General features: G+C 65.4%; 21 protein-coding genes. 12 read left to right on the top strand and 9 right to left on the bottom strand.

Translation table 11 applies throughout. The features are described 5' to 3' along the window. Positions 1 to 27 precede the first annotated feature (27 nt). Together ACP7AR_RS09830 and ACP7AR_RS09825 are read left to right on the top strand one after the other, a co-directional pair. Positions 28 to 912, top strand: coding sequence for a phosphotransferase (locus ACP7AR_RS09830; RefSeq protein ID WP_426185200.1), 885 nt, complete (start codon positions 28 to 30; stop codon positions 910 to 912). Positions 913 to 1344: 432 nt separating this feature from the next. Further along, on the top strand, positions 1345 to 2031 hold the full coding sequence (locus ACP7AR_RS09825) for a hypothetical protein (protein ID WP_426185198.1): 687 nt from the start codon (positions 1345 to 1347) through the stop codon (positions 2029 to 2031). A 229-nt stretch (positions 2032 to 2260) separates the two neighbouring features. Here the strand turns inward: ACP7AR_RS09825 and ACP7AR_RS09820 are convergent, their stop codons facing one another. Further along, a complete protein-coding gene (locus ACP7AR_RS09820) occupies positions 2261 to 2713 on the bottom strand; it encodes an HIT family protein (RefSeq protein ID WP_426185196.1) in 453 nt (150 codons plus the stop codon). Positions 2714 to 3049: 336 nt separating this feature from the next. Between ACP7AR_RS09820 and ACP7AR_RS09815 the strand changes: the two genes are divergently transcribed. Then, the gene (locus ACP7AR_RS09815) at positions 3050 to 3550 is read left to right on the top strand and encodes an NUDIX domain-containing protein (protein ID WP_426185194.1); all 501 of its coding nucleotides are present in this window, start codon (positions 3050 to 3052) and stop codon (positions 3548 to 3550) included. Here the strand turns inward: ACP7AR_RS09815 and ACP7AR_RS09810 are convergent. From ACP7AR_RS09810 to ACP7AR_RS09795, 4 genes are all read right to left on the bottom strand, one after another. Then, positions 3452 to 4042 carry a phosphotransferase family protein gene (locus ACP7AR_RS09810; RefSeq protein WP_426185192.1) on the bottom strand — a complete coding sequence of 197 codons (591 nt, stop codon included), beginning with the start codon at positions 4040 to 4042 and terminating at the stop codon, positions 3452 to 3454. The genes ACP7AR_RS09815 and ACP7AR_RS09810 overlap by 99 nt on opposite strands. A 380-nt stretch (positions 4043 to 4422) precedes the next feature. Further along, positions 4423 to 5397, bottom strand: coding sequence for a GNAT family N-acetyltransferase (locus ACP7AR_RS09805; RefSeq protein ID WP_426185190.1), 975 nt, complete (start codon positions 5395 to 5397; stop codon positions 4423 to 4425). A gap of 209 nt (positions 5398 to 5606) precedes the next feature. Next, the gene (locus ACP7AR_RS09800; protein WP_426185188.1) at positions 5607 to 6935 is read right to left on the bottom strand and encodes a DUF1254 domain-containing protein; all 1329 of its coding nucleotides are present in this window, start codon (positions 6933 to 6935) and stop codon (positions 5607 to 5609) included. A gap of 246 nt (positions 6936 to 7181) precedes the next feature. Continuing rightward, positions 7182 to 8156, bottom strand: coding sequence for an AraC family transcriptional regulator (locus tag ACP7AR_RS09795; RefSeq protein ID WP_426185186.1), 975 nt, complete (start codon positions 8154 to 8156; stop codon positions 7182 to 7184). Positions 8157 to 8275: 119 nt separating this feature from the next. On the opposite strand from ACP7AR_RS09795, the gene ACP7AR_RS09790 reads away from it, so the two are divergent. Continuing rightward, complete coding sequence (locus ACP7AR_RS09790) at positions 8276 to 9028, top strand: SDR family NAD(P)-dependent oxidoreductase (protein WP_426185184.1); 753 nt, start codon at positions 8276 to 8278, stop codon at positions 9026 to 9028. A 61-nt stretch (positions 9029 to 9089) separates the two neighbouring features. Here ACP7AR_RS09790 and ACP7AR_RS09785 read toward each other — a convergent pair whose 3' ends face one another. Then, complete coding sequence (locus ACP7AR_RS09785; protein WP_426185182.1) at positions 9090 to 9443, bottom strand: HNH endonuclease; 354 nt, start codon at positions 9441 to 9443, stop codon at positions 9090 to 9092. Between ACP7AR_RS09785 and ACP7AR_RS09780 the strand changes: the two genes are divergently transcribed. After that, a complete protein-coding gene (locus ACP7AR_RS09780; protein ID WP_426185180.1) occupies positions 9411 to 9689 on the top strand; it encodes a MerR family transcriptional regulator in 279 nt (92 codons plus the stop codon). The genes ACP7AR_RS09785 and ACP7AR_RS09780 overlap by 33 nt on opposite strands. After that, positions 9623 to 10345, top strand: a complete 723-nt coding sequence (locus tag ACP7AR_RS09775; protein ID WP_426185178.1) for a hypothetical protein — start codon at positions 9623 to 9625, stop codon at positions 10343 to 10345. The genes ACP7AR_RS09780 and ACP7AR_RS09775 overlap by 67 nt, the downstream gene beginning before the upstream one ends. Position 10346: 1 nt before the next feature. Here the strand turns inward: ACP7AR_RS09775 and ACP7AR_RS09770 are convergent, their stop codons facing one another. After that, complete coding sequence (locus tag ACP7AR_RS09770; protein ID WP_426185176.1) at positions 10347 to 11387, bottom strand: LacI family DNA-binding transcriptional regulator; 1041 nt, start codon at positions 11385 to 11387, stop codon at positions 10347 to 10349. Positions 11388 to 11551: 164 nt separating this feature from the next. On the opposite strand from ACP7AR_RS09770, the gene ACP7AR_RS09765 reads away from it, so the two are divergent. The 4 genes from ACP7AR_RS09765 to ACP7AR_RS09750 all read left to right on the top strand — a co-directional run bounded on the left by ACP7AR_RS09765 (position 11552) and on the right by ACP7AR_RS09750 (position 16563). Then, positions 11552 to 13189: a GH39 family glycosyl hydrolase gene (locus tag ACP7AR_RS09765; RefSeq protein ID WP_426185174.1), complete on the top strand. Its 1638-nt coding sequence runs from the start codon at positions 11552 to 11554 to the stop codon at positions 13187 to 13189. A 32-nt stretch (positions 13190 to 13221) separates the two neighbouring features. Next, the gene (locus ACP7AR_RS09760; RefSeq protein ID WP_426185172.1) at positions 13222 to 14514 is read left to right on the top strand and encodes an ABC transporter substrate-binding protein; all 1293 of its coding nucleotides are present in this window, start codon (positions 13222 to 13224) and stop codon (positions 14512 to 14514) included. Between the two features lie 97 nt (positions 14515 to 14611). Beyond that, a complete protein-coding gene (locus ACP7AR_RS09755; protein WP_426185170.1) occupies positions 14612 to 15634 on the top strand; it encodes a carbohydrate ABC transporter permease in 1023 nt (340 codons plus the stop codon). After that, the gene (locus tag ACP7AR_RS09750) at positions 15631 to 16563 is read left to right on the top strand and encodes a carbohydrate ABC transporter permease (RefSeq protein WP_426185168.1); all 933 of its coding nucleotides are present in this window, start codon (positions 15631 to 15633) and stop codon (positions 16561 to 16563) included. Before ACP7AR_RS09755 ends, ACP7AR_RS09750 begins: the two co-directional genes overlap by 4 nt. Before the next feature lie 10 nt (positions 16564 to 16573). Here the strand turns inward: ACP7AR_RS09750 and ACP7AR_RS09745 are convergent, their stop codons facing one another. Continuing rightward, positions 16574 to 17248 (bottom strand): response regulator, encoded by a 675-nt coding sequence (locus ACP7AR_RS09745; protein WP_426185166.1) that lies wholly within the window; start codon positions 17246 to 17248, stop codon positions 16574 to 16576. Continuing rightward, positions 17245 to 18429 carry a sensor histidine kinase gene (locus ACP7AR_RS09740; RefSeq protein ID WP_426185164.1) on the bottom strand — a complete coding sequence of 395 codons (1185 nt, stop codon included), beginning with the start codon at positions 18427 to 18429 and terminating at the stop codon, positions 17245 to 17247. Before ACP7AR_RS09740 ends, ACP7AR_RS09745 begins: the two co-directional genes overlap by 4 nt. A 153-nt stretch (positions 18430 to 18582) precedes the next feature. On the opposite strand from ACP7AR_RS09740, the gene ACP7AR_RS09735 reads away from it, so the two are divergent. Beyond that, positions 18583 to 19305, top strand: coding sequence for an ABC transporter ATP-binding protein (locus ACP7AR_RS09735; protein WP_426185162.1), 723 nt, complete (start codon positions 18583 to 18585; stop codon positions 19303 to 19305). Next, the gene (locus ACP7AR_RS09730) at positions 19302 to 20603 is read left to right on the top strand and encodes an ABC transporter permease (RefSeq protein WP_426185160.1); all 1302 of its coding nucleotides are present in this window, start codon (positions 19302 to 19304) and stop codon (positions 20601 to 20603) included. Before ACP7AR_RS09735 ends, ACP7AR_RS09730 begins: the two co-directional genes overlap by 4 nt. Positions 20604 to 20620 lie beyond the last annotated feature (17 nt).

Below are 20620 nucleotides of genomic sequence, written 5' to 3'. Positions count from 1 at the left end.
CAGGGCCATCACCCCTAAGCTGGCGCGATGGCTGCCGCTTCCGACGAGATCACTTCTTCGTTGGTTCGCTCCCTCGTGGCGGAGCAGTTCCCTCAATGGTCGGAGTTGCCGATCCGCCCGGTGGAAGTTCAGGGGTGGGACAACCGCACCTTCCGGCTTGGTGACCGGATGACTGTCCGCCTCCCGAGCGCTGACGGCTACGTCGCCGGCCTAGTCCGAGAGGAGCAAACCCTCGCGATCCTCGGCTCCAGCTTTCGCGTCGCGATCCCCCGCGTAGTAGCGACCGGGGCCCCCTCGGCGGCATTCAACCGACCTTGGTCCGTTCGCGAGTGGATTGAGGGGCACACGTTAACCGCGGTTGAATCGCGCGAGCGAGAGAGCGCCATCAGCAGCTTGGGCGACGCCCTGAGGGAGTTGCAGGCCTGCGACACGGTCGGAGGCCCATGGGCGGGGAGCGCATCTGCTTACCGCGGCTGTCACATCAGCGCGGTTGGCGAGGAGATACAGGGCCGCCTCCCCCTCCTGGCCAGACGCCAAGCTGAGGGATGTCGGGCACTCTGGGATGCGGCCGTGGCCACAGTGTGGACCGAGCCGCCGGTGTGGGTCCATGGCGATGTCGCGCCAGGCAACATGTTGTTCGATGGCAGCGGCCAATTGGCGGCGCTTATCGACTTCGGACAGACGTGCGTTGGTGATCCCGCCTGTGACCTGGCCTTCGCATGGTTGAGTTGCAGTTCTCGCGAACGTGATCGACTGCGCGACCGGCTAGAACTACCGGAGGATGCATGGTTACGAGGGGCTGCCTGGGCGCTGTGGAAGGCCCTCATCAGTTCTCCCGAAGAGGTGCTTACGAAATACGGGCGCTCACGTGATGCCGTGCTGAGCGACGTGGCCGACCTGACGACGGGATAAGAACGACGTTCTCTTCCCGTGGCTCCCACCAACGATCGTATTCGGCAGGCGCGCCGGGGCCGCGGGCCGACCGCATCACACGCCGATCGCGCACCTGCCAAAACCCCTTTCGGAACCTGCTGCGCCGAAACTATGCGCCCGAGGTTTTCGGCAGGGGGAGGGGGAAATACGAATACCGCTACGATTCGTGACACCTGTCTTTCCAAGGATGTTCTGTCTCACCAACCGACAGCTCTCGTGAGATCGCGCAGGCGTCGGAACCTCGCGAGACAGTGGGTGCGAGTCGCTCGCTGCGGCCCCGCTCCAACGGCTGCGTCGGTGATTCCGATCAGTGGGTTCACGATGAGTTGTTGCGCTTGAGAACCAGCCGCACCGACGCGTGCCCGCCTGGCTGACGTCGAGAGGTTGGAACCGCTCTGCCAGTATGGCGTCATGTCCGGCACACACAAGCTCGCCCCTGTACTCGCCGCACTCGCCTTGACGGCTGCCGCGCTGGCCGGGTGCACCGCCACAGCACCGGCGGCAGGTCAAACGTCCAAGGCATCCGCTCCCACGACTGTCGCCGAGCCGGTGATTGAGGCTACACAGACGCCGCAATCGACCGAGTCGGAAACTTGCGCCGGCCTGTCGGAGGTCTACGGCGACGGCGGTGGTTTGTATTGGGAGCGACAGGGGACTCTCCGGGATCTAGGCGCACGAGAGTTCGCGTGGGGCAAGGTGGCATTCGATGACGACGGCACTCCCTTGACCTATACCGTTGAGCCCGGCGACGTCGAGGCTGTGATCGCTGAACGGCTGTGCGCGTACCCGGGCCTCGGCTCAATGAACCACGTACGCACGATCCACCCGGGCCAGGTGCTCTGGCTCAACCCAGACCCCGACACTCCCTGGGTGCCGTACTACAGCCCTCATGACGCGCCTGCTGGGTTCCAGCAGATTCCGTACCAGCAGGCAATCGAGTCTGCAGGCGCGGCGGTTGATGCCGGTGACGTGGACAGGGTGCGGGCGATTTGGAACGACACGCTCAAGGGCATGTTTGTGAACCAGGACACCATCGACGCGGTCCAGAAGGTCGTCGACTCCGGCGAGCTCGACGCGCTTCGCCAGCTCTTCTCCTGACGCAGGCGACGGGCTAGGCGCCCCCATCTGAGGCTGCCAGGAGGCTGCCCCGCGGGTGACAACGGACGCGGTCGGCACGAGTTGCCTGAGTGAGTAACTGGACGAATCAGACCCAGCGGGGCACCAAAGCGGCGATCAGGATCACTGTCGCGGCGAAGTGATGGCGAGCGCGACGGCGCGCATTCCAGACACGCGCACGGAGGTGTGCGGCAGCCACCAGGCGTGGCGTCTACAAAGCTGTCGAGAGGAGTCGCGCGTACTGCGCTCTCGCGTCGGCGTCAGACGGCATGCCCGGTTCGAACGGCAATTTCAATCGATCCTTGCTCTTGTCGCCGTACCGAGGGATCACGTGAAGGTGGAAATGAAAGACGGTCTGCCAGCCAGCGGGTCCGCAACAGTTGAGCAGGTTCACGCCCTCAGCCCCCAGCTGGGCGAATAGAACCTTCGCGATGCGCTGGGCGGCGAGCGTGGTCGCCACCAGATCTTCGGCCGGGACGCTGAGAAGGTCGGCGCTGTGTTGCTTGGGAATGACGAGCAAGTGTCCGTCCGATCCGGGATCGGTGTCCATGAACGCCAGCGTCGTCGCATCCTCGGCAACTCTGTCGCACGGCATCCGCCCAGCGACGATCTCGCAGAATACGCATGTTTCGTCGACGGCATCCCCGGTCGCGCTGTGATTCATGGCCTCATGATGCCTTACATGTGCGGGTAGGCGGGCTCCTTGTCACTTAGCTCTGGTGGCGGACGTCCCCAGCAGTCATTCAGAGCCCTCGGGCGGGCACCTCGAGCCAGTGCAAGCCGGGTCGCCCGGATGAGTCAACACTCCTGAGCGCGATCGAGGTCACTGCCCCTTTACCCGCGGCATACGAAGCTGCCCAATCTCTCGCTGATGCAAGGGTGACGCTATCGATGTCAAAGGCTTCGAGCACTCCATTCGGGAGCCTCGCAAAGACGCGCAGGTTGAGTGTCGCGCTTTCCCACATGGTGTCCCGCTCGTCGACTGCTCTCGGTGTCTAAGATGACGTCGAAAATCGCGCAGGATCGTACGCTGGAACACATGCCGGTCTCGCCATACCTCAAGTCGTTGCGCGAGCGAGTCGGCAGCGACTTGCTCCTCCTTCCCGCCGTGTCAGCGGTGATCTGCAACGACGTCGGAGACGTTCTTCTCGCGCTGTCGCATGGTGACGATCAGTGGGGGCTCATCGGAGGCGGCCTTGAGCCTGGCGAAGAGCCGATCTCCGCGATCGCCCGCGAGATTCGCGAGGAGCTCGGCGTTGAAGCGGAGGTTGAGCAGATCATCGGTGCGTACGGGGGTGCAGGCATGTTCATCACTTACCCGAACGGCGACCGCTGTGCCTATGTGACGACAGCGTACGCATGCCGGCTCCTGTCCGACGCGTTCACACTCGAGGAAGATGAGCTACGCGAGGTTGCCTGGTTCACACCCGCCGACATATCGCGACTGGACACTCAGCCTTACGTGCCGCGCATCCTGGCTGACGCTGGCATCACAATCTGAGGAGGAGGCGATCGCTGCAGCCCACTCGTCTCGGTGCGACTTCACGTAGTGCGTCGCGTTTCGCCAGTGGTCACCATGCCCGCTGACGAACATCGACGCCCACGGTTCAATGCCGGCATCGTGCGATGAGTGCAGCAGGGCGTACATCGCTTCTGTGCGTGCAGCCATCGCGGCCGGCAATTCCGCTCGCATGGCGGCGTCTGCGTCGTACCCCGACACGAAGGCTGCGAGGTCCGTCGCTGACTCCTGCACCGACCGAGTTGGGTCGGACAGGGCGAAGGCCTGCGCCGCGTAGGCCAAGTCCCAAAGTCGCGTGCTCGGAGCTGCTGCGTCCCAGTCGATGAACATCCATCGATCGCCGACGATGAGGTTCCACGGCGCGAGATCGTTGTGGCAGATGAGTTCGTCGCCAGGTGCCGCGATAGCCGTCTCCCAGACGTCTTCGGCATCGCGGTGGAATCCCGCGCCCGCATCGTGGATGGCCCGCACCATCGAGCCGACTCTGCGGAGCTGAGAAGACGAGAGACGAGGGCCGTTCATCGCTAACTCGCCAGGCACGAACTCGAGAACCTGCCGGCCGACGTCATCACGGCCCAAGGGCGTGGGTGCATCCACGCCGACCGCTCGGATCGTTTCAACGAACCGAGTCACGCTCGGTGTCGAAGGCATCCACGGCTTCCGAACCGTTGCGCCTACGCGGACCACCGCACCGCTGACGTTGCCTCCCGTCAAGACTTCCTCGACCATGTGTGAAGGCTATCCGAGGGGCCGCGCACTTGTTCGACTCAGCCGGCGAGCGGGGCGGGTCTCCGGCGACGGCGGAACGGTGGGCCGGATCCGGGGTGAGCGCCTTGAGCTCAGGGTGCAGCTTCCTATTCGGGCATGCCGTCGTAGCCGGGGGGCGTCAGCCATACGTGGGCGGTGATCACCTTGCGCCCGCTCTCCTGCGCATTGCGCAGCGAGGGGACGTTCCCGGGATGGATATGTCCCCAGAGCACGTCTTGAGGAGCCGAGGGCAATTCTCGGCACAGCCGCTGCAACGCTGCGACGCCGATCTGTTGTCCACGGTGGGCTGAGTCGAGAACGATCTCCTGCATGCAGAAGCCGGTGAAGCCGTACGCGTTGTCACGCTCAGCCGCCACGACCCCTGCTGAAGTGCCGTTGACTCGAATGTCGAAAAGAAGACCCTCGTCGGCGGCACCCTCAAGCGCATCTGCGTCCGCCGGGGTGGCCCACTGCCCGAGTTGTGGCCGCGCGGGCTTCAGTTCGTCATAGATGGCTGCGACACGTGCTTCAGCCGCGGCAGAGTCGCAAGGGGCGAGCGAAACTTCGTCGTATCGGCCTGCCGCCGACTGCTCAAGCATCTCAGCCACCGGACGCGCCACGATAAGCAGATCTGGGGTGGCTCGTCCGGCAGCCACGTTCGAAGCAGTAAGCGCCTGAGGCCCCTTTTCCGGGGCGGGCATGTTGACCCGCAGGCATAGTGGCGAGAACGCGCTGAAGTGCGTCAACACCTCGCCGAGAGCGGCAAGGCCTGAGGGCACGGGAGGGAGCGAAGTGGCGATCACGTCCACGAACGGCTTCTCGACGTCTTGACCCCGGAATCGGATGCCTGCGATAGCCCAGTGACCATCCGATAGCTTGATCCGCTGGTTAGCCCATGCCAAGGGGTCCTGGACGGGGAGCTGAACCATGTCGCGGAATTGAGCGCCCCACTCAGCATCGCCCACGAGCGCAAGGCTGGGCTCAAGCCATTGAGCCAGGTTGGTCCGCCACTCAGTGGACCATTCCTTGATCTGAGGAGAGGTCCAGCTTTCGGCGGCTCGTACTACATCGGCGTTTGTCATCGGCGTGAGCCTACTATCACGGCGGACCATGATCCCGAACCGTGGCGCGCTGCGGATCTATCCCTGCCGAAACCGATCGTCCAAGGGCGGTCCGGTCTCGCGCCCTGGAACGGGTGTCCGCTGGCGTTCACCAGAACACCCGCATGGCGGGGTTTCGGTCGGTTCGTGGATAGGCTTTGGCGCAGCGCCGGACTGTCCTTGGGTTTGACCTATCTCTTGATGATCCTCGGCGGGATGAAGTCGCCGGCAAGAGTTTCGGTGGTGGGCGAGTAGAGCCGGAGCATCGGGGCGAACGCTCCCTGCGGGGCGGGTAGCCAGTTCGCTTCGCGCTCGGTCCCCGGGGAGATGTGCTGGATGTAGATGTCGAGCGAGCCGTCGGGGTTCACGGTCAGAGGGTCCCGATCCCGGATCACGAAACGGTTGAGGGCGTTCGGGACCTGGAACCCGTCGCTGTCGTACATCGTGATGGACCAGAAGGCATCTACGCCCGGTTGCTGACCGGCGTCGAAGTGCAGCACGTAGTCGTGCGCTCCGGTGAATGGTTGACCATCGGCGTCGACGAAGGCGTTGGGGTAGATAGCGTCCTCGGGGAGGTTTGCTCCGAGGCCGGCCATTGCGACAAGGGCGCGCACGCGGTACGAGGTGCCGTACGTTCCAAACGACTGCTCCCAGTTCCACCCGTTTCGCACGACGCCGATGCTGGCTTCGGTCATCGCTTTCACGAGATCCTGCAGGGCCGTGTCTCGGGCTGCCGAGATGGCGGCGGTGGCTGCATCGTCCAGCGCCGCAGGATTGAAGTCCTCGCCTGGCACGATTCCGATGGCGCGCATTCGGTGCAGGATCGGGTAGTCGTTAGCGTGCGGCGGGTTCTCTTTCAGCAACTCGGCGAAGAGTGTGAAGAACTCGATGCTGGTGAGCGCGTTAACCTGTTCCAGTGGCGGCGCCACATCATCCACGCTCGGGTCGACGGGTGCAACAGGAGGCGGGCTGGATTCTCCGCCCCACGCGTCCAAGCGGGTGATGCGGTACTGGTCTTGGATGCGGTGCACTTCCGCGAAATCGTCGGGGCCGTTGCTCTGCGTGCGACCCATGACCCAGACATGCGGCGTCGGGGCGACGATCAGGTCGAGTCCGCTGGGGACCTCGCCGCTCCACACGGGCGGCGCGATGAGGAAATCGCGAGCTTCGCCGAGAGTGTTTCGACTGCCGGGAACGGCGAAGATGTCCGTCCACATGTCGAGCAGGGGCGTGAGGTAGTACCGATCAGGAGCGTCGGGGGTATGGAGGACCACAGGTCCTTCTCGGAGATCGAGCCATGCGAACGAATAGAGCGTGTCGAAGTTGAAACGAACGACGTCCTTGGAGTCCGCTGCGGGATATTGCCGGGCGTGTGCGAATTGGTTCGCCGGTGCCCGCAGCAACGCAGTATTCGCGTCTGGGACGTTCGTCATCTGGCGCCGTGTGAACTCCATCGTCACGAGCGGGTACGCGTACAGGTACGCATCGACGCCAACCTTGTTGAGATCGAACTGCGACATCGTGTATCTCCCCCTGGAGTCTCGCCTGATTCCTCGAAGCCTAGGGCGAACCGCGCCCCAGAGGCCAGAGATTCCAAAGGACGCACTCCGCTACCACCGGTGTCAGAGAGATGCGCACCTGGTCTGCCGGAATCGATCGTTTCCGGCAGCGCGTCGAGACGCCTGGCCGGACGCAACTATCGACACGCTCGCGAGACCAGATCTTCACCTCACCGCATGAGTGGCGCTATGGAGAAACGGCTCGTCTCATCGACTGCCGACGTTCGTGGAATCGGGAATGTCCCGTCTCGCGGACAGTGGCCGCCGCGCGTGGTTTCGGAACTGCGCGGGGGATGAGCCGACCACGCGTCGGAAGGCCGTGCTGAACGCGCTCTCGGACAGGTAACCCGATTCTCGTGCGAGCTCGGAGATCGACAGCGTGTCGCGGGCGAGTGCGTCGCGGGCGAGGCTCATGCGCCACTGGATCACGTACTCCAATGGAGGGGTGCCGACGTGACGCTTGAAGGACTGAGCAAATGCGGAGCGGGACATGTGGCTGATCTCGGCCAGCTCCTCCAGACTCCACGAGTGGGATACGTTCGCGTGCACGGCTCGAAGAGCGGCGCCGATGGCGTCATCGTTCAGGGCGCCGAGCCAACCTGTCGGCCGGTCTGCTCGAAGGGCGTGGGCGCGCAGCATGTGCACGAGTAGGATCTGAGCGAGGTGGTTCTCCACCAACGCGCTGCCAGGGGCAGCGAGACCCACCTCGCTGGCCAGGAGTTCGATCAGCTGCGCCAACCGTGCGCCTTCAGGATCGTTCACCCGGACGACCAAGAGCGGGGGGAGAAGGTCGGTCAGGAGGGCAGCGTTTCTCTCATCGAACGCGATGTGCCCGACGCAGAGATAAACGTCCTCTTCGGACTCAGGGCCGATCTGGACGAGTCCGTGTTCGGCCTTCTCGAAGACCGGCGCAGCGGGACGTGGCGTCGCCTCGCGCGTGCTGGCCAGCACATACGGCGGCGGATTGCCCAGCAGGAAGGTGTCGCCGGCCTGCAGGAGTACGGGCTCGTGTCCTTCCAGGATCAGCCAGCATCGGCCGCGGACGACGCCGCCGGTTCGCACGTGGGGGAACGGATCGAACTGCAGCGCCCACTCGCCTGCGGCACTGAGGCTGGGCCCGACCACGGTGGTGGGCCGAAGCAATCCGATCGCATCGGCCACCGGATCTCGAAATCCGAGCATGATGCACCCCCTGGACGATGTGTAAACAATCTCGGATTCTTGTTGATCCATCTTACTTTGAAGGCCCGAAAGGATGGATGACGACCACATTCGGCAAAGAAACGTACGGAGGAACTCTCGTGGAACAGTTCGCAGGTAAGACAGCCGTGATCACCGGGGGAAGCAGCGGGATCGGGCTCGCCACGGCGGTGCGGCTGGCGGATGAAGGTGCCCACGTGTTCATCACCGGCAGGCGTGAAGCCGAACTCCATGCCGCGGTGGAGATCGTCGGGGCTGATCGTTCGACCGCGATCGCCGGAGATATCTCACAGCTGCGGGACCTTGACCGGCTCTACGACGCGGTCCGAGCACGGGGCAAGGGGTTGGACATCCTGGTGGCGAACGCTGCTGTCGGTTCCTTCGTCCCCTTGGACCAGACCACGCAGGAGCACATCGACCAGACCTTCGCGGTCAACGTCAAGGGGACGCTGTTCACGGTGCAGAAGGCGTTGCCGTTGATACATGACGGCGGGTCTATCGTCCTGATCGGCTCCACTGCCGCTGATCGCGGAATGGAGGCGTTCGGCGCCTACGCGGCCTCGAAGGCGGCCGTCCGGTCGTTTGCGCGCACGTGGTCCACGGAACTCAAGGGCCGTGGAATCCGAGTGAACGTGGTCTCTCCGGCATGGATCGAGACCCCTGGGGGGACCGCTGCGTTCAACGACGAAGAGACGGCTCGAGCGGTCAAGGAGACGGTCGCCGCGACCGTACCCAAGGGGCGTATGGGGCGACCGGAAGAAGCAGCAGCTGTCGTGGCGTTCCTGGCCTCCGAGCAGAGCAGCTACGTCGTCGGTTCGAACATCTACGTCGACGGAGGTACGAATCAAGTCTGAAACATCGGCGGCCGATCAGCATGGACCGACCGTGTCGCCGCGATGCGCGGTTCTCGGGGAGTCATACCGGAAGGAGTGCCTTCAGGATCGTTGCATGCCGGACGAGGAAGGTTCGCTCGTCCAGCTTCTTTCGACGAAGCCACGCAGTGACCTCGCCATTGTGCTTGCTCGCATTGCACGAGGCGCAGGCCGGAACCACGTTCTCCAAGGTGTATCGGCCACCGCGAGAAATCGGAAGGATGCAGTCGCGTTGCACGGCAACGTCCGTCACTTGGCAGTACGCGCAGCCGCCCCACGCGTCGCGGATGCTGGCCCATTGGTCTGGTGTGAGATCGTTGTCCACGCGTGCCAGGCGCTCCGTTACTACGCCGATGAGGGGCTTGTGCACCCCACAGACGCGACAGATGGCGGCCATCGACTTTACGATGTGGATGCGATCGCCAGGCTCGAGTTCGTTCGCACGCTGCGCGACCTCGAGACCGGCCTGGATCACGTGCGCCGCGTCCTCGCCGGCACGTCCTCGCTGCGCGACGTCCTCGCCGAGCATCTCGATGTGATCGAGAGCGGACGACCGATACGCAGGCGAAGCGTGCCGTGCTCCGCGCTCTCGTGCGGCAGGATGGCACGGCGGAACGAGCGAACCTGCTGCGCAAGCTGGTGACGATGTCGGACGCCGAGCGTCATCGACTGGTCGATGACTTCCTGAATGACGTCTCCGCGGGGCTTCCTGAGTCGGCGATCGGACGGATCCGTGAAGTGTTCCCCGTGCTGCTGCCCGACCCCGCCCCGGAACAGCTCGATGCGTGGGTCAGCTTGGCTGAGCTGCTGCGAGATGACCGGTTCCGTGAGGCGACTCGTTCCTATCTGCACGCGACATATGCGGAGTTCCCCGGTTCGGAGATGTCCGCACCTCATGTGCAGGAGTTCAACAACTCGGCGGGCGCCGACCTGATGCCGAAACTGATTGCTGCTCACCACGCGGGATTCGCCGCTGATGATGCGCAGGCGGTCGCACTCGCCGCACAGCTGGTCGAGCAGCTCGCACAGACCTTCGCGGTCGCGGCCGATGACGACCTTCGGCTACGCCTCGCAGCCCGCTATCGCGACCTCGACAGCCTCACGCTCGCGGCGCTTCAAGACACGGAGTACAACGCGACCGAGGGGCGCTACCTCGAGCTGGTCTCGATCATCAATGATCAGCCCCATCCGGATGCTGCCCTCCTCGACAGCGCTCGCCGAGAGCGGAGCGACGGTGACGGGCCTGGTTTCCGAGACTTCGGTCAGTGGTTGTCTGACGCGATTCTCGCTGCGCGGTGATCTATCGCGCCGGCGGCGCCACCGTCTCGCGGATCGTCAGGGTCGTCGCCAGCTCGACATGACGTGACACGGGCGGCTGTCCAGCGGCCAGAGATTCGACGGTCTGCACCGCCATGCGACCCATGTCCTCGAGATGCTGCCGCACGGTGGTCAGCGGCGGCGTCGTCCACGGGGCCTGCGGGGTGTCGTCGAATCCGATGACGCTGAGGTCTTCCGGCACGCGGATACCGAGCTCGCGCGCGGTCGCGAGAACGCCGACGGCGATCTCGTCATCGGCAGCCATGATCGCCGTCGGCGGGTGGGGTGCCGTCAGCATCTCGCGGGCGTGCCGAGCGCCGGCTGCCACGTCGAACTGGTCCGACACGGCAAGGGCAGGATCGGGCTTCAGATCCGCGGCATCGAGCGCGGCGCGGTAGCCGTACAAACGATCGCGGGCGGCGACGGACGATTCCGGTCCACCGATCCACGCGATCCGCCGGTGGCCGAGAGTGATCAGGTAGTCCGCTGCGGCTCGCGCGCCGGCCCAGTTGCTGGACGCGATGCTCACCAGCCGGCGATGCGCGGTGTCGACCGGGTCGACCATCACGAACGGCAGCTTCGCCTCGGCGGCGGCATCGAGCAGAGCATCCGGTCTGGACAGGGTCAGACCGACGACCCCGATGACGCCGGCGGCACGCTGCTCGGCGATCCACGCATGCGCGACAGCCCGCTGAGTGCGCACCGTGCGATCAGGCGCGAGGCGTGTCAACAGGTCCAGACGGTCCTCGGTCGCCGAAGCGAGTACTCCCTGGAGGACGTTCAGGATGTAGGGCGAGGCGGGGATGTCGAACGCGACAGCGATCGCGCGACGCCCGTCAGTCGCGGGCGACGTCGTCGGCCGGTAGTCGAGTTCGGCCACTGCGGCGAGGACGCGCTCCCTGGTCTCCGCCGACACGTCGTCGCGACCGTTGAGGGCCTTGGACACCGTTGCCTTGGATACACCGGACGCGGCGGCCACGTCGGAGAGCGTCGCCTTGCGTGGCGTGGCTGAGCTGGAGCTCATCCTCATCCTTTCCGAAACTGTTTCGGTCTTCCGGCGCCGTTATCAAACCGTGATATTCCGCACTCGACACTGAATGGCGGGGCACGCTACCGTGAACCTGCACCCAATCATAGCGAAACAGTTTCGTAAATGCTGGACATTCGCTCGATCAAAGGAGATTCTCGATGGTTCTTGATGTGTCGGTGTCTACCGTACTGGCAGACAGGGAACCCGCGACCGAGCGGGTGCTGCGGCACGTCTGGAACGAGTGCGTCGGCGCGGGAAGGGCGAACGAAGCGCTGCGGGCTGATTGGCAGGCGCACTTCCGCGAGGCCGTCGAGGTCCTGGGCGTCAGGCACGTACGCTTCCACGGGCTCTTCCACGATGACATGTTCGTGTACCGCACCGAGAACGGCGGCGGCTTCGGCCCGTACTCTCCGCTCCCGGAGCCGGTGTACACCTTCGCGTACGTCGACAAGGTCTTCGACGCGATCCTCGATGCGGGTGCGCGACCGTTCGTCGAACTCGGATTCATGCCGCGTGCACTGGCGACGCAGACCGAGACACTGTTCTGGTGGAAGGCGCACTGCAGCCCACCCAAGGACATGGACCGCTGGGTCGAACTCGTCACGACCACGGTCCAGCACTGGATCGACCGGTACGGCATCGACGAGGTCAGGCAATGGCCGTTCGAGGTGTGGAACGAGCCCAATCTCGTGCCCCACTTCTGGACCGGCACACGCACGGAGTACTTCGAACTCTACGAGGCCAGCGCGAGGGCAGTCAAGGCGATCGACCCCCGCATCCGAGTGGGCGGTCCGTCCACGAGCGTCTTCGTCCCCGATGCGCGATACGCCGGCGAATATCACGACCCCGCTCTGGAGGTCGAGACCGCCGAGACGGCCGATCCCGACAGCCTGGACTGGCAGCCGGTGTGGATTCACGAGTTCCTCGCGTACTGCGTCGAGCGCGACGTGCCCCTCGACTTCCTCTCCACACACCTCTACCCGACCGACTACGCCGCCGATTCGACCGGACGCGGTAAGGCGATCACCCGCCACGCGGACGCGACCCGGCGCGACCTGGAGCTCATGCGGGAGATCATCGAGGGCAGCCCTTACCCCGACCTCGAGCTGCATATCACCGAGTGGTCGACGTCACCCTCCAGTCGCGACGCGATTCATGACACGCTGTTCGCAGCACCGTATATCGTGCGCGCGTTCCTCAAGGGCGAATCCCTCGCGGAGTCGATCTCGTACTGGACCTTCACCGACGTCTTCGAGGAGGGTGGCGGCGGCATCGGCCCCTTCCACGGCGGCTTCGGGTTCGTGAACGAGCAGGGTCTGCACAAGCCGACGTTCCACGCCATGGCCATGCTCAACAGGCTGGGTGACCGTCTCGTGCTCGATCTGGCGGATGGTGCGATCACCCGCTCCTCGGCGACCGGCGACGTCTCGGCGATCTTCTACAACTACCCGGATGAGATGGGGAACGCGGGCCTGGAATCGCGTTCCACCTACCGCAGTACCCGCGAGCTGGCGCACATCGGGTCCGCCCGCGGCATCCGGCATACGGTCGAAGGCCTGACTCCCGGCGCCGTGTTCACCCTCGAGATCCTCGATTGGGAGCATGGGAACGTCGCGGAGGCGTGGCACCAGATGGGTGCTCCGCTCAACCTCAGCCGCGACCAGACCGCAGAGCTTCGCGAGACGGCGGACCGGCTGCAGCGGAGCACGCTCACGGTCAGCGACGCCGGTGCGCTGCACATCGACTTCGAACTCCCCGCGTGGGCGGTCGCCTCGATCGCTCCACAGACCCACTAGATCCACGATCCGAAACACGAAAGGACTCGAAGATGAGGACCACACGGAATGCCATCGCATTCACGGCGATCGCCGCATCGACCGCACTCATTCTCTCCGGATGCAGCGGAGGTGGCGGCCAAGGCGGTGGCGGAGAGACACCCGAGACTCTCACGGTCGCGACCTGGGTGGACATCCCGCCGGAGCTGCTCGAGCAGTTCACCGAGGAGACCGGCATCAAGGTCGAGGTGAACTCCTTCGCCGACGGTGCCTCTGCGCAGACGGTGCTGCGCAACGGACTGGCCTCCAACGGTGCCGGCCTGTCGGACCTTCACCTCGTCGAGCTCGACTGGTGGACCGAGATGATGGCTCTGCCTGAGGACTGGGTCACCCTGCCTGCCGTCGAGGACCGATGGGTCGACTGGAAGGTCACTCAGGGCTCGGTCGGTGATGAGATCAAGGGCTACGGGATGGACATCGGCCCGCTCGCGATCGCCTACGACTCCACGCTGATGGAAGCCGCCGGCCTCCCCTCCGACCCGGAGGGATTCACCGAGTTCATCGGCGGCGAGGACGCCACGTGGGAGTCGTTCCTCGACGCCGGCCGCCAGTTCATCGAGGCATCGGATGCCGCGTGGATCGATTCGACGAGCACCGCGATCCAAGCGGCGATCAACCAGCTCCCTGCCGCTTTCGAGGACCCTGACAGCGGCGATGCGCTTCCCCTGGCGGACAACGACGACGTGGAGGAGCTCTTCACGATGTTCGGCGACGCGGCCGAGGAGGGCGTCTCCGCCGGAGTCGGGATCGGTCACGCCGACTGGGGCGCCGGATTCCAGGCGCGCCGGTGGGCCACGGTCATCACGCCGGCATGGGCGACGGGCATTATCGCGGAGAACGCCGCGGGTCTCGAGGGCTGGCGGATCGCGGATGCCTTCCCGGACGGCGGCGGAAACTGGGGCGGCTCGTTCTTCGCCGTTCCGGCCGCAGGCGAGCACACCGACGCGGCCGTCGAGCTCGCGGACTTCCTCACCTCACCGGAGGCCGCCGTCTCGATGTTCCTGCTGAACGGTCAGTTCCCGTCGCAGCTCGACGCGATGCAGGATCCCGCCGTCGCAGAGACCGCGAACGAGTTCTTCGGCGGACAGGAGACCGGAGCCATCTATGCCGGCCTTGCGGAGTCGGCCGGCGACAAGGCTGCCGGCGGATACCGCGGTGTGAACTTCGCCGGAATCCAGACGCTCGTGATGGACGGCATCCGACGCATCGAATCGGGCAGTGAGGATGCGGGGGCGGCCTGGACCTCGTCGGTCGCCGAGTTCGACGCGCTCGGGCTGACCGACTGACCGACTGATCGACTGAGCACGCAGTGCCGTGGCCCGTTCCGTCCAGGGCGGGCCACGGCGCACACCCGTTCACAATGAAGGTGGAACAGGCAGAGACATGACATCGCAGACCGCTGCTACGCGCCGAATCGGGTTCTCCCGGAACCTGTCCAGGTGGGACATCAAAGTCTCGCCCTACCTCTACATCTCGCCGTTCTTCCTGAGCTTCGCGATCTTCGGGCTGTTCCCGATCGTCTTCAACATCTGGGTGGCGATGCACGATTGGGATCGCCGCCTCGGTCAGGGCGACTTCGTCGGGTTCGACAACTTCACGTGGGTGCTGAACCAGCCGGCGTTCTGGACGTCGCTGCAGAACACCTTCTCGATCTTCGTGCTGTCGCTTGTGCCGCAGCTCGTCCTCGCGCTGATGATCGCAGCGATCCTCGACCAGAACCTGAGGACCAAGACGTTCTGGCGAATGGGTGTTCTGGTGCCCTTCGTGGTCATGCCCGTCGCCTCGGCGATGATCTTCTCGCAGGTGTTCGGCCAGTTCGGGCTGGTGACGCCGTTCATGCACGAGCTCGGCTGGTTCAGCGACGTCGATTCGCCGTTCTTCCACAACCGGTTCCTCTCGCACGTCGCCATCGCGACGATGATCATCTTCCGGTGGACCGGCTACAACGCCCTGATCTTCCTCGCAGCCATGCAGACGGTGCCTCGCGAGATGTACGAGGCCGCGACGATCGACGGTGCGGGGCGCGCGCGTCAGTTCTTCTCCATCACGATCCCCAGCATCCGGCCGACAATGATCTTCGTCGTGCTCACGATGACGATCGGTGGCCTGCAGGTGTTCGACGAAGCACGAGTCTTCGACGGCACCGGAAGCGGGGGCACCGGCCAGGGCGGCGCGGACAACCAGTGGTTGACCACCGTGCTCTACCTGTTCAACCTGGGCTTCGGCGATTGGCAGGATCGCATGGGGCAGGCCGCGGCCGTCGCCTGGCTCTTCGCGGCAGTGATCATCTTCTTCACACTGCTGAACTTCTTCCTCACCCGAGCGATATCCACCAGCACATCCAAGCCGACCCGCGCCTCCCGCCTCGCAGCGAAGCGCCTCAGCGAGAAAGGCCGCACGCGATGAGCACCCCGCTGATCGAGAACATCTCCGGACCGGCTGCGAAGAAGTACGCGCAGCGGCGGGCCGCCAAGGGCAAGCCGATCAGGTTCAAACCGCGGGAGGACTCGGTCGGTCCCCGACCTGGCTGGGTGACCTACGCCCTGCTGTCGATCGTGCTCATTGCCTCGGTGTTCCCGCTGTACTACACCGCGATCCTCGGCTCGTCCACCCGGGTCGAGATCGCGCAGAGCGCGCTGCCCCGACTCTTCCCAGGGCCCAACCTGCTGGACAACATCATCGCGATCGTCTCGAACCACCAGATCGACTTCTGGATGTCCGCGCTGAACTCGGTCGTCGTCGCGGTGGTGGTCTCCGCCGCGACGGTGTTCTTCTCGACGCTCGCGGGTTTCTCGTTCGCCAAGCTCGGATTCCGCGGCAAGAACGGCCTGTACGTCTTCGTGATCGCCACCCTGGTGATCCCCATGCAACTGGGCACCGTGCCGATGTTCATCATGATGAACGAGTTCGGCTGGATCGACTCGCTCGCCGCCCTCATCGTGCCCAGCCTCGTCGGAGCCTTCGGCGTGTTCTGGATGACGCAGTACCTCAAAGAGGCGCTGCCCTATGAGCTGATCGAAGCGGCGCGCGTCGACGGGGCGAGCGTGCTGCGCACCTTCTGGTCGATCGCCCTTCCTGCGGCCAGGCCCGCGGCGGCCACGCTCGCTCTGTTCACGTTCGTCGGCTCGTGGAACGAGTTCTTCTGGCCGTCCGTGGTGCTGCGCAGTCAGAAGACCCTTCCGCTGGTCATCCCGCAGTTGAGTGGCGCGTTCACCGCTGATCACGCCCTGATCATGTCCGGGGTGTTCCTCATCGCACTGCCGCTGCTGGTCGCGTTCGTCTTCCTCGGCAAGCAGCTGGTGGCCGGCGTCATGGCGGGTGCCGTGAAGGGCTGATCCGCCGTGCCTACGTCTCATCGGCCGGGCTGAGCAGCCGCCGCTCGTAGGCGTAGATGACGCACTGGGCGCGGTCGTGCGCGCCGATCTTCGCCATGATCCGCTTCACGTGGGTCTTCGCCGTGTGGGCGGAGATGTAGAGGGCGGCGGCGATCTCGTCGTTGGAGAGGCCGCGTGCGACGAGGAGGAGGATCTCCGTCTCGCGCGGCGTGAGGATGCCGGGATCGGCGCTTGTTCGGCGCCGAGCGTGCACGGGCGTCGAGTCGAGGTACCTGCCGATCAGGCTCCGCGTGGCCGCGGGTGACAGCAGCGCGTCGCCGGCGTGGACGGCGCGCACCGCACGGGCGATCTCGTCGGGATCGGCGCCCTTGCCGATGAACCCGCTGGCGCCGGCGCGGAGCGCGGATACGACGTACTCGTCCTCTTCGAATGTGGTGAGGATGAGCACGCGGGTGGAGGTCAGCGCCGGATCCGCGCAGATCCTCTCGGTGGCCTCGATGCCGTCCATTCTCGGCATGCGGATGTCCATCAGAACGACATCGGGGGACTGCGCGAGAGCGAGGTCGACGGCTGTCGCGCCGTCATCGGCCTCTCCCACGACCTCGATGTCAGCTTCAGAGCGGAGGAGCTGCCCGACGGCCGTGCGGATCAGGGGCTGATCGTCGACGATGGCCACACGGATCATGTTGTCGAGTCGCCGTCTGCGTCGGCGCGGAGCGGGAACACGGCGTCGATCCGGAAAGTGGCCCCTTCGCGTCCGGCGTGGAGTTCGCCGCCGGCGGCGGTCACGCGTTCGCGGATTCCGAGCAGCCCATGCCCCGCAGGAACAGCAGACTCGGCGCGATCAGAGGCGGGGTTCGTGACGAGGATGCGGAGGCGTCTCTCGCTCCGTTCGATCCAGACGTGGGCCCGCAGCTCGGACCCGTGCTTCTGTGCGTTGGTGAGCGCCTCATGGATCAGGCGGTATCCGGCGAGGTCGATGGATGCCGGCAGGTCGTCGAGCATGCCGTCCAGTCGCGATGTGACCTGCAGCCCGGATGCCTCGAACTCGTCGATGAGCTCGTTCATCTGACGTAGGCCGGGCGCTGCCGCCAGCGGTTGCGCCTCATCGGGGGCGCGCAGAGTGGAGAGCAGGTCGCCGATCTCGCCGAGGACGCGCCGGGCCGCGGTGCTGACGGTCGTGAGCGCCGCTCTGGCTGCGTCGGGGTCCTCGTCGATGGCGCGACTGGCGACACCCGCGTGCAGATTGATCACCGAGATCTGATGGGCGACCGCATCGTGCAGATCCCGCGCGATCCGGAGTCGGTCCTCGGCGACGCGCCTGGATGCTTCGGCCTCGCGCGTCTGCTCGGCCTGCACCGCTCGTTGGGTGATCTGCTCGATGTACGCGCGGCGGGATCTGATCGCGTCGCCGGCGGCGGCGAAGAAGCCCACCATCACCAGCACGAGGATCGTCAGCGGGTGCAGGGACGCCCACTCATGGAAGACGGATGCCGGAATCATGACCACCAGCACGCAGAGCACGGCGATGATCACCGTCCTCCTCGTGGTGCGGGTGGCGAGGGTGAACACCGCGATGCCGGTGGGGAGTGCGGAGAACGGCGTGAGATCGAGCAGGAGAGATGCTCCGACGAAGCAGGCGACGCACCCGGCGAGAACGACCCACGGATACCGTCGTCGCACGAACATGAGCAGGACCGGGAGTCCGGCGATGATGTAGCCGATCGGCGGGATCACGTCTGTGAACCGGAACAGCGGTCCGAACGACGCGATGAGAACAGTGACGGCTGCGAGCAGGTCTCTCATCCACCCCGGTGGCCTGGCGCGCACAGAGGCGGACGTCACCGGGCTCTGTGCGCTGCGCATGCTCCCCATTATCGAACCGGTGTGTGCCGATCTTCCGGATTCTGTCTGCAGATACCCCGACGGGGGTACGCGGTTGCCTCGCTGAGGCGACGCGGACATGCCCCGGCCCGAGGGAATCTGGTTGCACCCCCCCCCAACCATGAGGAGACGACAATGACTCATCCGCCGACGGCAGCAGACCGCAGCGCCCCCGTCCTCTCCGTGCGCGACCTGCACAAGACATACGGGCGCGGCCCCAGCCGGTTCGACGCACTGCGCGGCGTCAGTCTCGACATCCGCGACGGCGAGAGCATCGCGATCGTCGGCAAGAGCGGATCGGGCAAGTCCACCCTGATGCACGTGCTCGCGCTTCTCGATCAGCCCAGCCAGGGCACCATGCTGCTTGACGGCCAGGACACTCGCCAGCTGAGAGGCGCGCGGCTGAACCTGGCCAGGAACAAGACCTTCGGCTTCGTGTTCCAGCAGTTCTTCCTCACCGGAAGTCAGACGGCGCTCGAGAACGTGACGCTGCCTTTGAAGATCGCAGGCGTCGGGCGGCGCGCTCGTCGCTATCGTGCCATGAGCGCCCTCGAGCAGCTCGAGCTCGGCGACAAGGCGAAGAACAAGGCCATCGATCTCTCCGGCGGACAGAAGCAGCGGGTGGTGATCGCGAGGGCACTGGTCAACGACCCGCGGATCATCTTCGCGGACGAGCCCACCGGAAACCTCGACAGCACCACCGGTCGGGTGGTCGAAGACATCCTGTTCACCCTCAACCGCGAGCAGGGCATCACCCTCGTCATCGTCACGCACGACGAGGAGCTCGCCGCTCGCTGCGATCGGCGCATCCACATCCGCGACGGTGTCATCGTCGACGGCGAGCAGGTGGCGGCATGAACGCCGGCGACCTGATCGGGACGGCGATCGCGAACACGTTCCGCTCCAGAGCGCGAACGACCCTCACGGTGCTGGCGATCTTCGTCGGTGCGTTCACGCTCACCCTCACCAGCGGACTCGGCACCGGCATCAACCGGTACATCGACGACACCGTCGCCGGCATCGGCGCCGACGACGTGATGACCGTCACCAAGACCGGCGACACCGCCACGGATCAGACCGACACGGGGCCGCGGGAGTACGACCCCGACTCGGTTCTCACCGGCAACGGGCCGGCGCAGAGTTCCGTCACCTTGATGACGGACGCTGACATCGAGGCGATCGGCGATGTCGACGGCATCCTCGCGGTCGAGCCGGTCAAAGCAGTGCAGCTCGACTACGTCCAGCACGACGACGGAACCCCGTACGTCGCGACTCTCGGGGCGCTGGTCGCCGGACAGAGCGTGCAGCTCGCAGCCGGTGCGGAGCCCGATGACGACAGCACCGCCCTGCAGGTCACGATCCCGGTGAGCTACGTCGAGCCGCTCGGATTCGCCGACGCCGGCGCCGCGATCGGCCAGCCACTGACTCTCGCGCTCACTGACGGCGCGTTCAGTCAGCACAGCACGGAGGTCACGATCGTCGGCGTGGCAGAGGAAGCGCTCGCCGCCACCAGCGGCACGGGGCTCGTCGCCAACCACGCGCTCGAAGACGACCTGTACCAACTCCAGAGCACAGGCCTGCCGGCCGATCAACTCGATCGTTGGACGCAGGTGACGGCCTGGTTCGATGAAGACCTCACCGTCACTCAGATCGACCAACTGAAAGAACGGCTCGCCGACGCAGGATTCAGCGGCACCACCACTGCCGACCAGCTCGGCGCGTTCACCACGGTGATCGACACGATCGTTCTCGTGCTGAACGTGTTCGCTGCGATCGCGCTGCTGGCGGCCGCATTCGGCATCGTCAACACCCTGCTGATGTCCGTGCAGGAGCGCACGCGTGAGATCGGGCTCATGAAGGCCATGGGGATGGGCAGCGGGCGCGTGTTCGCGCTGTTCAGCACCGAGGCGGTCTTCATCGGGTTCCTCGGCAGTGCCATCGGCGTCGCCATCGCGATGATCGTCGGCACCGCTGCGAGCACCTTCCTCGGAAGCGCTCTGCTTTCAGACCTCCCCGGACTGACCATCGTCGCCTTCGATCCGCTCACAGTGGGGCTGACCATCCTGCTGATCATGGGTGTCGCCTTCCTCGCCGGGACCCTCCCCGCCGCGCGGGCCGCACGCAAGGACCCCGTGGAGGCACTCCGCTACGAATGACGCCGCGCTCGTCGATG

It is taken from the genome of Microbacterium sp. TWP3-1-2b2, from assembly GCF_049896145.1.
Taxonomy (GTDB): domain Bacteria; phylum Actinomycetota; class Actinomycetes; order Actinomycetales; family Microbacteriaceae; genus Microbacterium.
Note: the sequence above shows the minus strand (reverse complement) of the source record. Positions and strands in the feature narration are given on the sequence as shown.

Excerpts from the sequence above, each read along its gene's own strand:
- ACP7AR_RS09830 (WP_426185200.1), top strand. The coding sequence starts at position 28 with ATGGCTGCCGCTTCCGACGAGATCACTTCTTCGTTGGTTCGCTCCCTC.
- ACP7AR_RS09825 (WP_426185198.1), top strand. The coding sequence starts at position 1,345 with ATGTCCGGCACACACAAGCTCGCCCCTGTACTCGCCGCACTCGCCTTG.
- ACP7AR_RS09820 (WP_426185196.1), bottom strand. The coding sequence starts at position 2,713 with ATGAATCACAGCGCGACCGGGGATGCCGTCGACGAAACATGCGTATTC.
- ACP7AR_RS09815 (WP_426185194.1), top strand. The coding sequence starts at position 3,050 with ATGACGTCGAAAATCGCGCAGGATCGTACGCTGGAACACATGCCGGTC.
- ACP7AR_RS09810 (WP_426185192.1), bottom strand. The coding sequence starts at position 4,042 with ATGGTGCGGGCCATCCACGATGCGGGCGCGGGATTCCACCGCGATGCC.
- ACP7AR_RS09805 (WP_426185190.1), bottom strand. The coding sequence starts at position 5,397 with ATGACAAACGCCGATGTAGTACGAGCCGCCGAAAGCTGGACCTCTCCT.
- ACP7AR_RS09800 (WP_426185188.1), bottom strand. The coding sequence starts at position 6,935 with ATGTCGCAGTTCGATCTCAACAAGGTTGGCGTCGATGCGTACCTGTAC.
- ACP7AR_RS09795 (WP_426185186.1), bottom strand. The coding sequence starts at position 8,156 with ATGCTCGGATTTCGAGATCCGGTGGCCGATGCGATCGGATTGCTTCGG.
- ACP7AR_RS09785 (WP_426185182.1), bottom strand. The coding sequence starts at position 9,443 with ATGGCCGCCATCTGTCGCGTCTGTGGGGTGCACAAGCCCCTCATCGGC.
- ACP7AR_RS09770 (WP_426185176.1), bottom strand. The coding sequence starts at position 11,387 with ATGAGCTCCAGCTCAGCCACGCCACGCAAGGCGACGCTCTCCGACGTG.
- ACP7AR_RS09765 (WP_426185174.1), top strand. The coding sequence starts at position 11,552 with ATGGTTCTTGATGTGTCGGTGTCTACCGTACTGGCAGACAGGGAACCC.
- ACP7AR_RS09760 (WP_426185172.1), top strand. The coding sequence starts at position 13,222 with ATGAGGACCACACGGAATGCCATCGCATTCACGGCGATCGCCGCATCG.
- ACP7AR_RS09755 (WP_426185170.1), top strand. The coding sequence starts at position 14,612 with ATGACATCGCAGACCGCTGCTACGCGCCGAATCGGGTTCTCCCGGAAC.
- ACP7AR_RS09750 (WP_426185168.1), top strand. The coding sequence starts at position 15,631 with ATGAGCACCCCGCTGATCGAGAACATCTCCGGACCGGCTGCGAAGAAG.
- ACP7AR_RS09745 (WP_426185166.1), bottom strand. The coding sequence starts at position 17,248 with ATGATCCGTGTGGCCATCGTCGACGATCAGCCCCTGATCCGCACGGCC.
- ACP7AR_RS09740 (WP_426185164.1), bottom strand. The coding sequence starts at position 18,429 with ATGCGCAGCGCACAGAGCCCGGTGACGTCCGCCTCTGTGCGCGCCAGG.
- ACP7AR_RS09735 (WP_426185162.1), top strand. The coding sequence starts at position 18,583 with ATGACTCATCCGCCGACGGCAGCAGACCGCAGCGCCCCCGTCCTCTCC.
- ACP7AR_RS09730 (WP_426185160.1), top strand. The coding sequence starts at position 19,302 with ATGAACGCCGGCGACCTGATCGGGACGGCGATCGCGAACACGTTCCGC.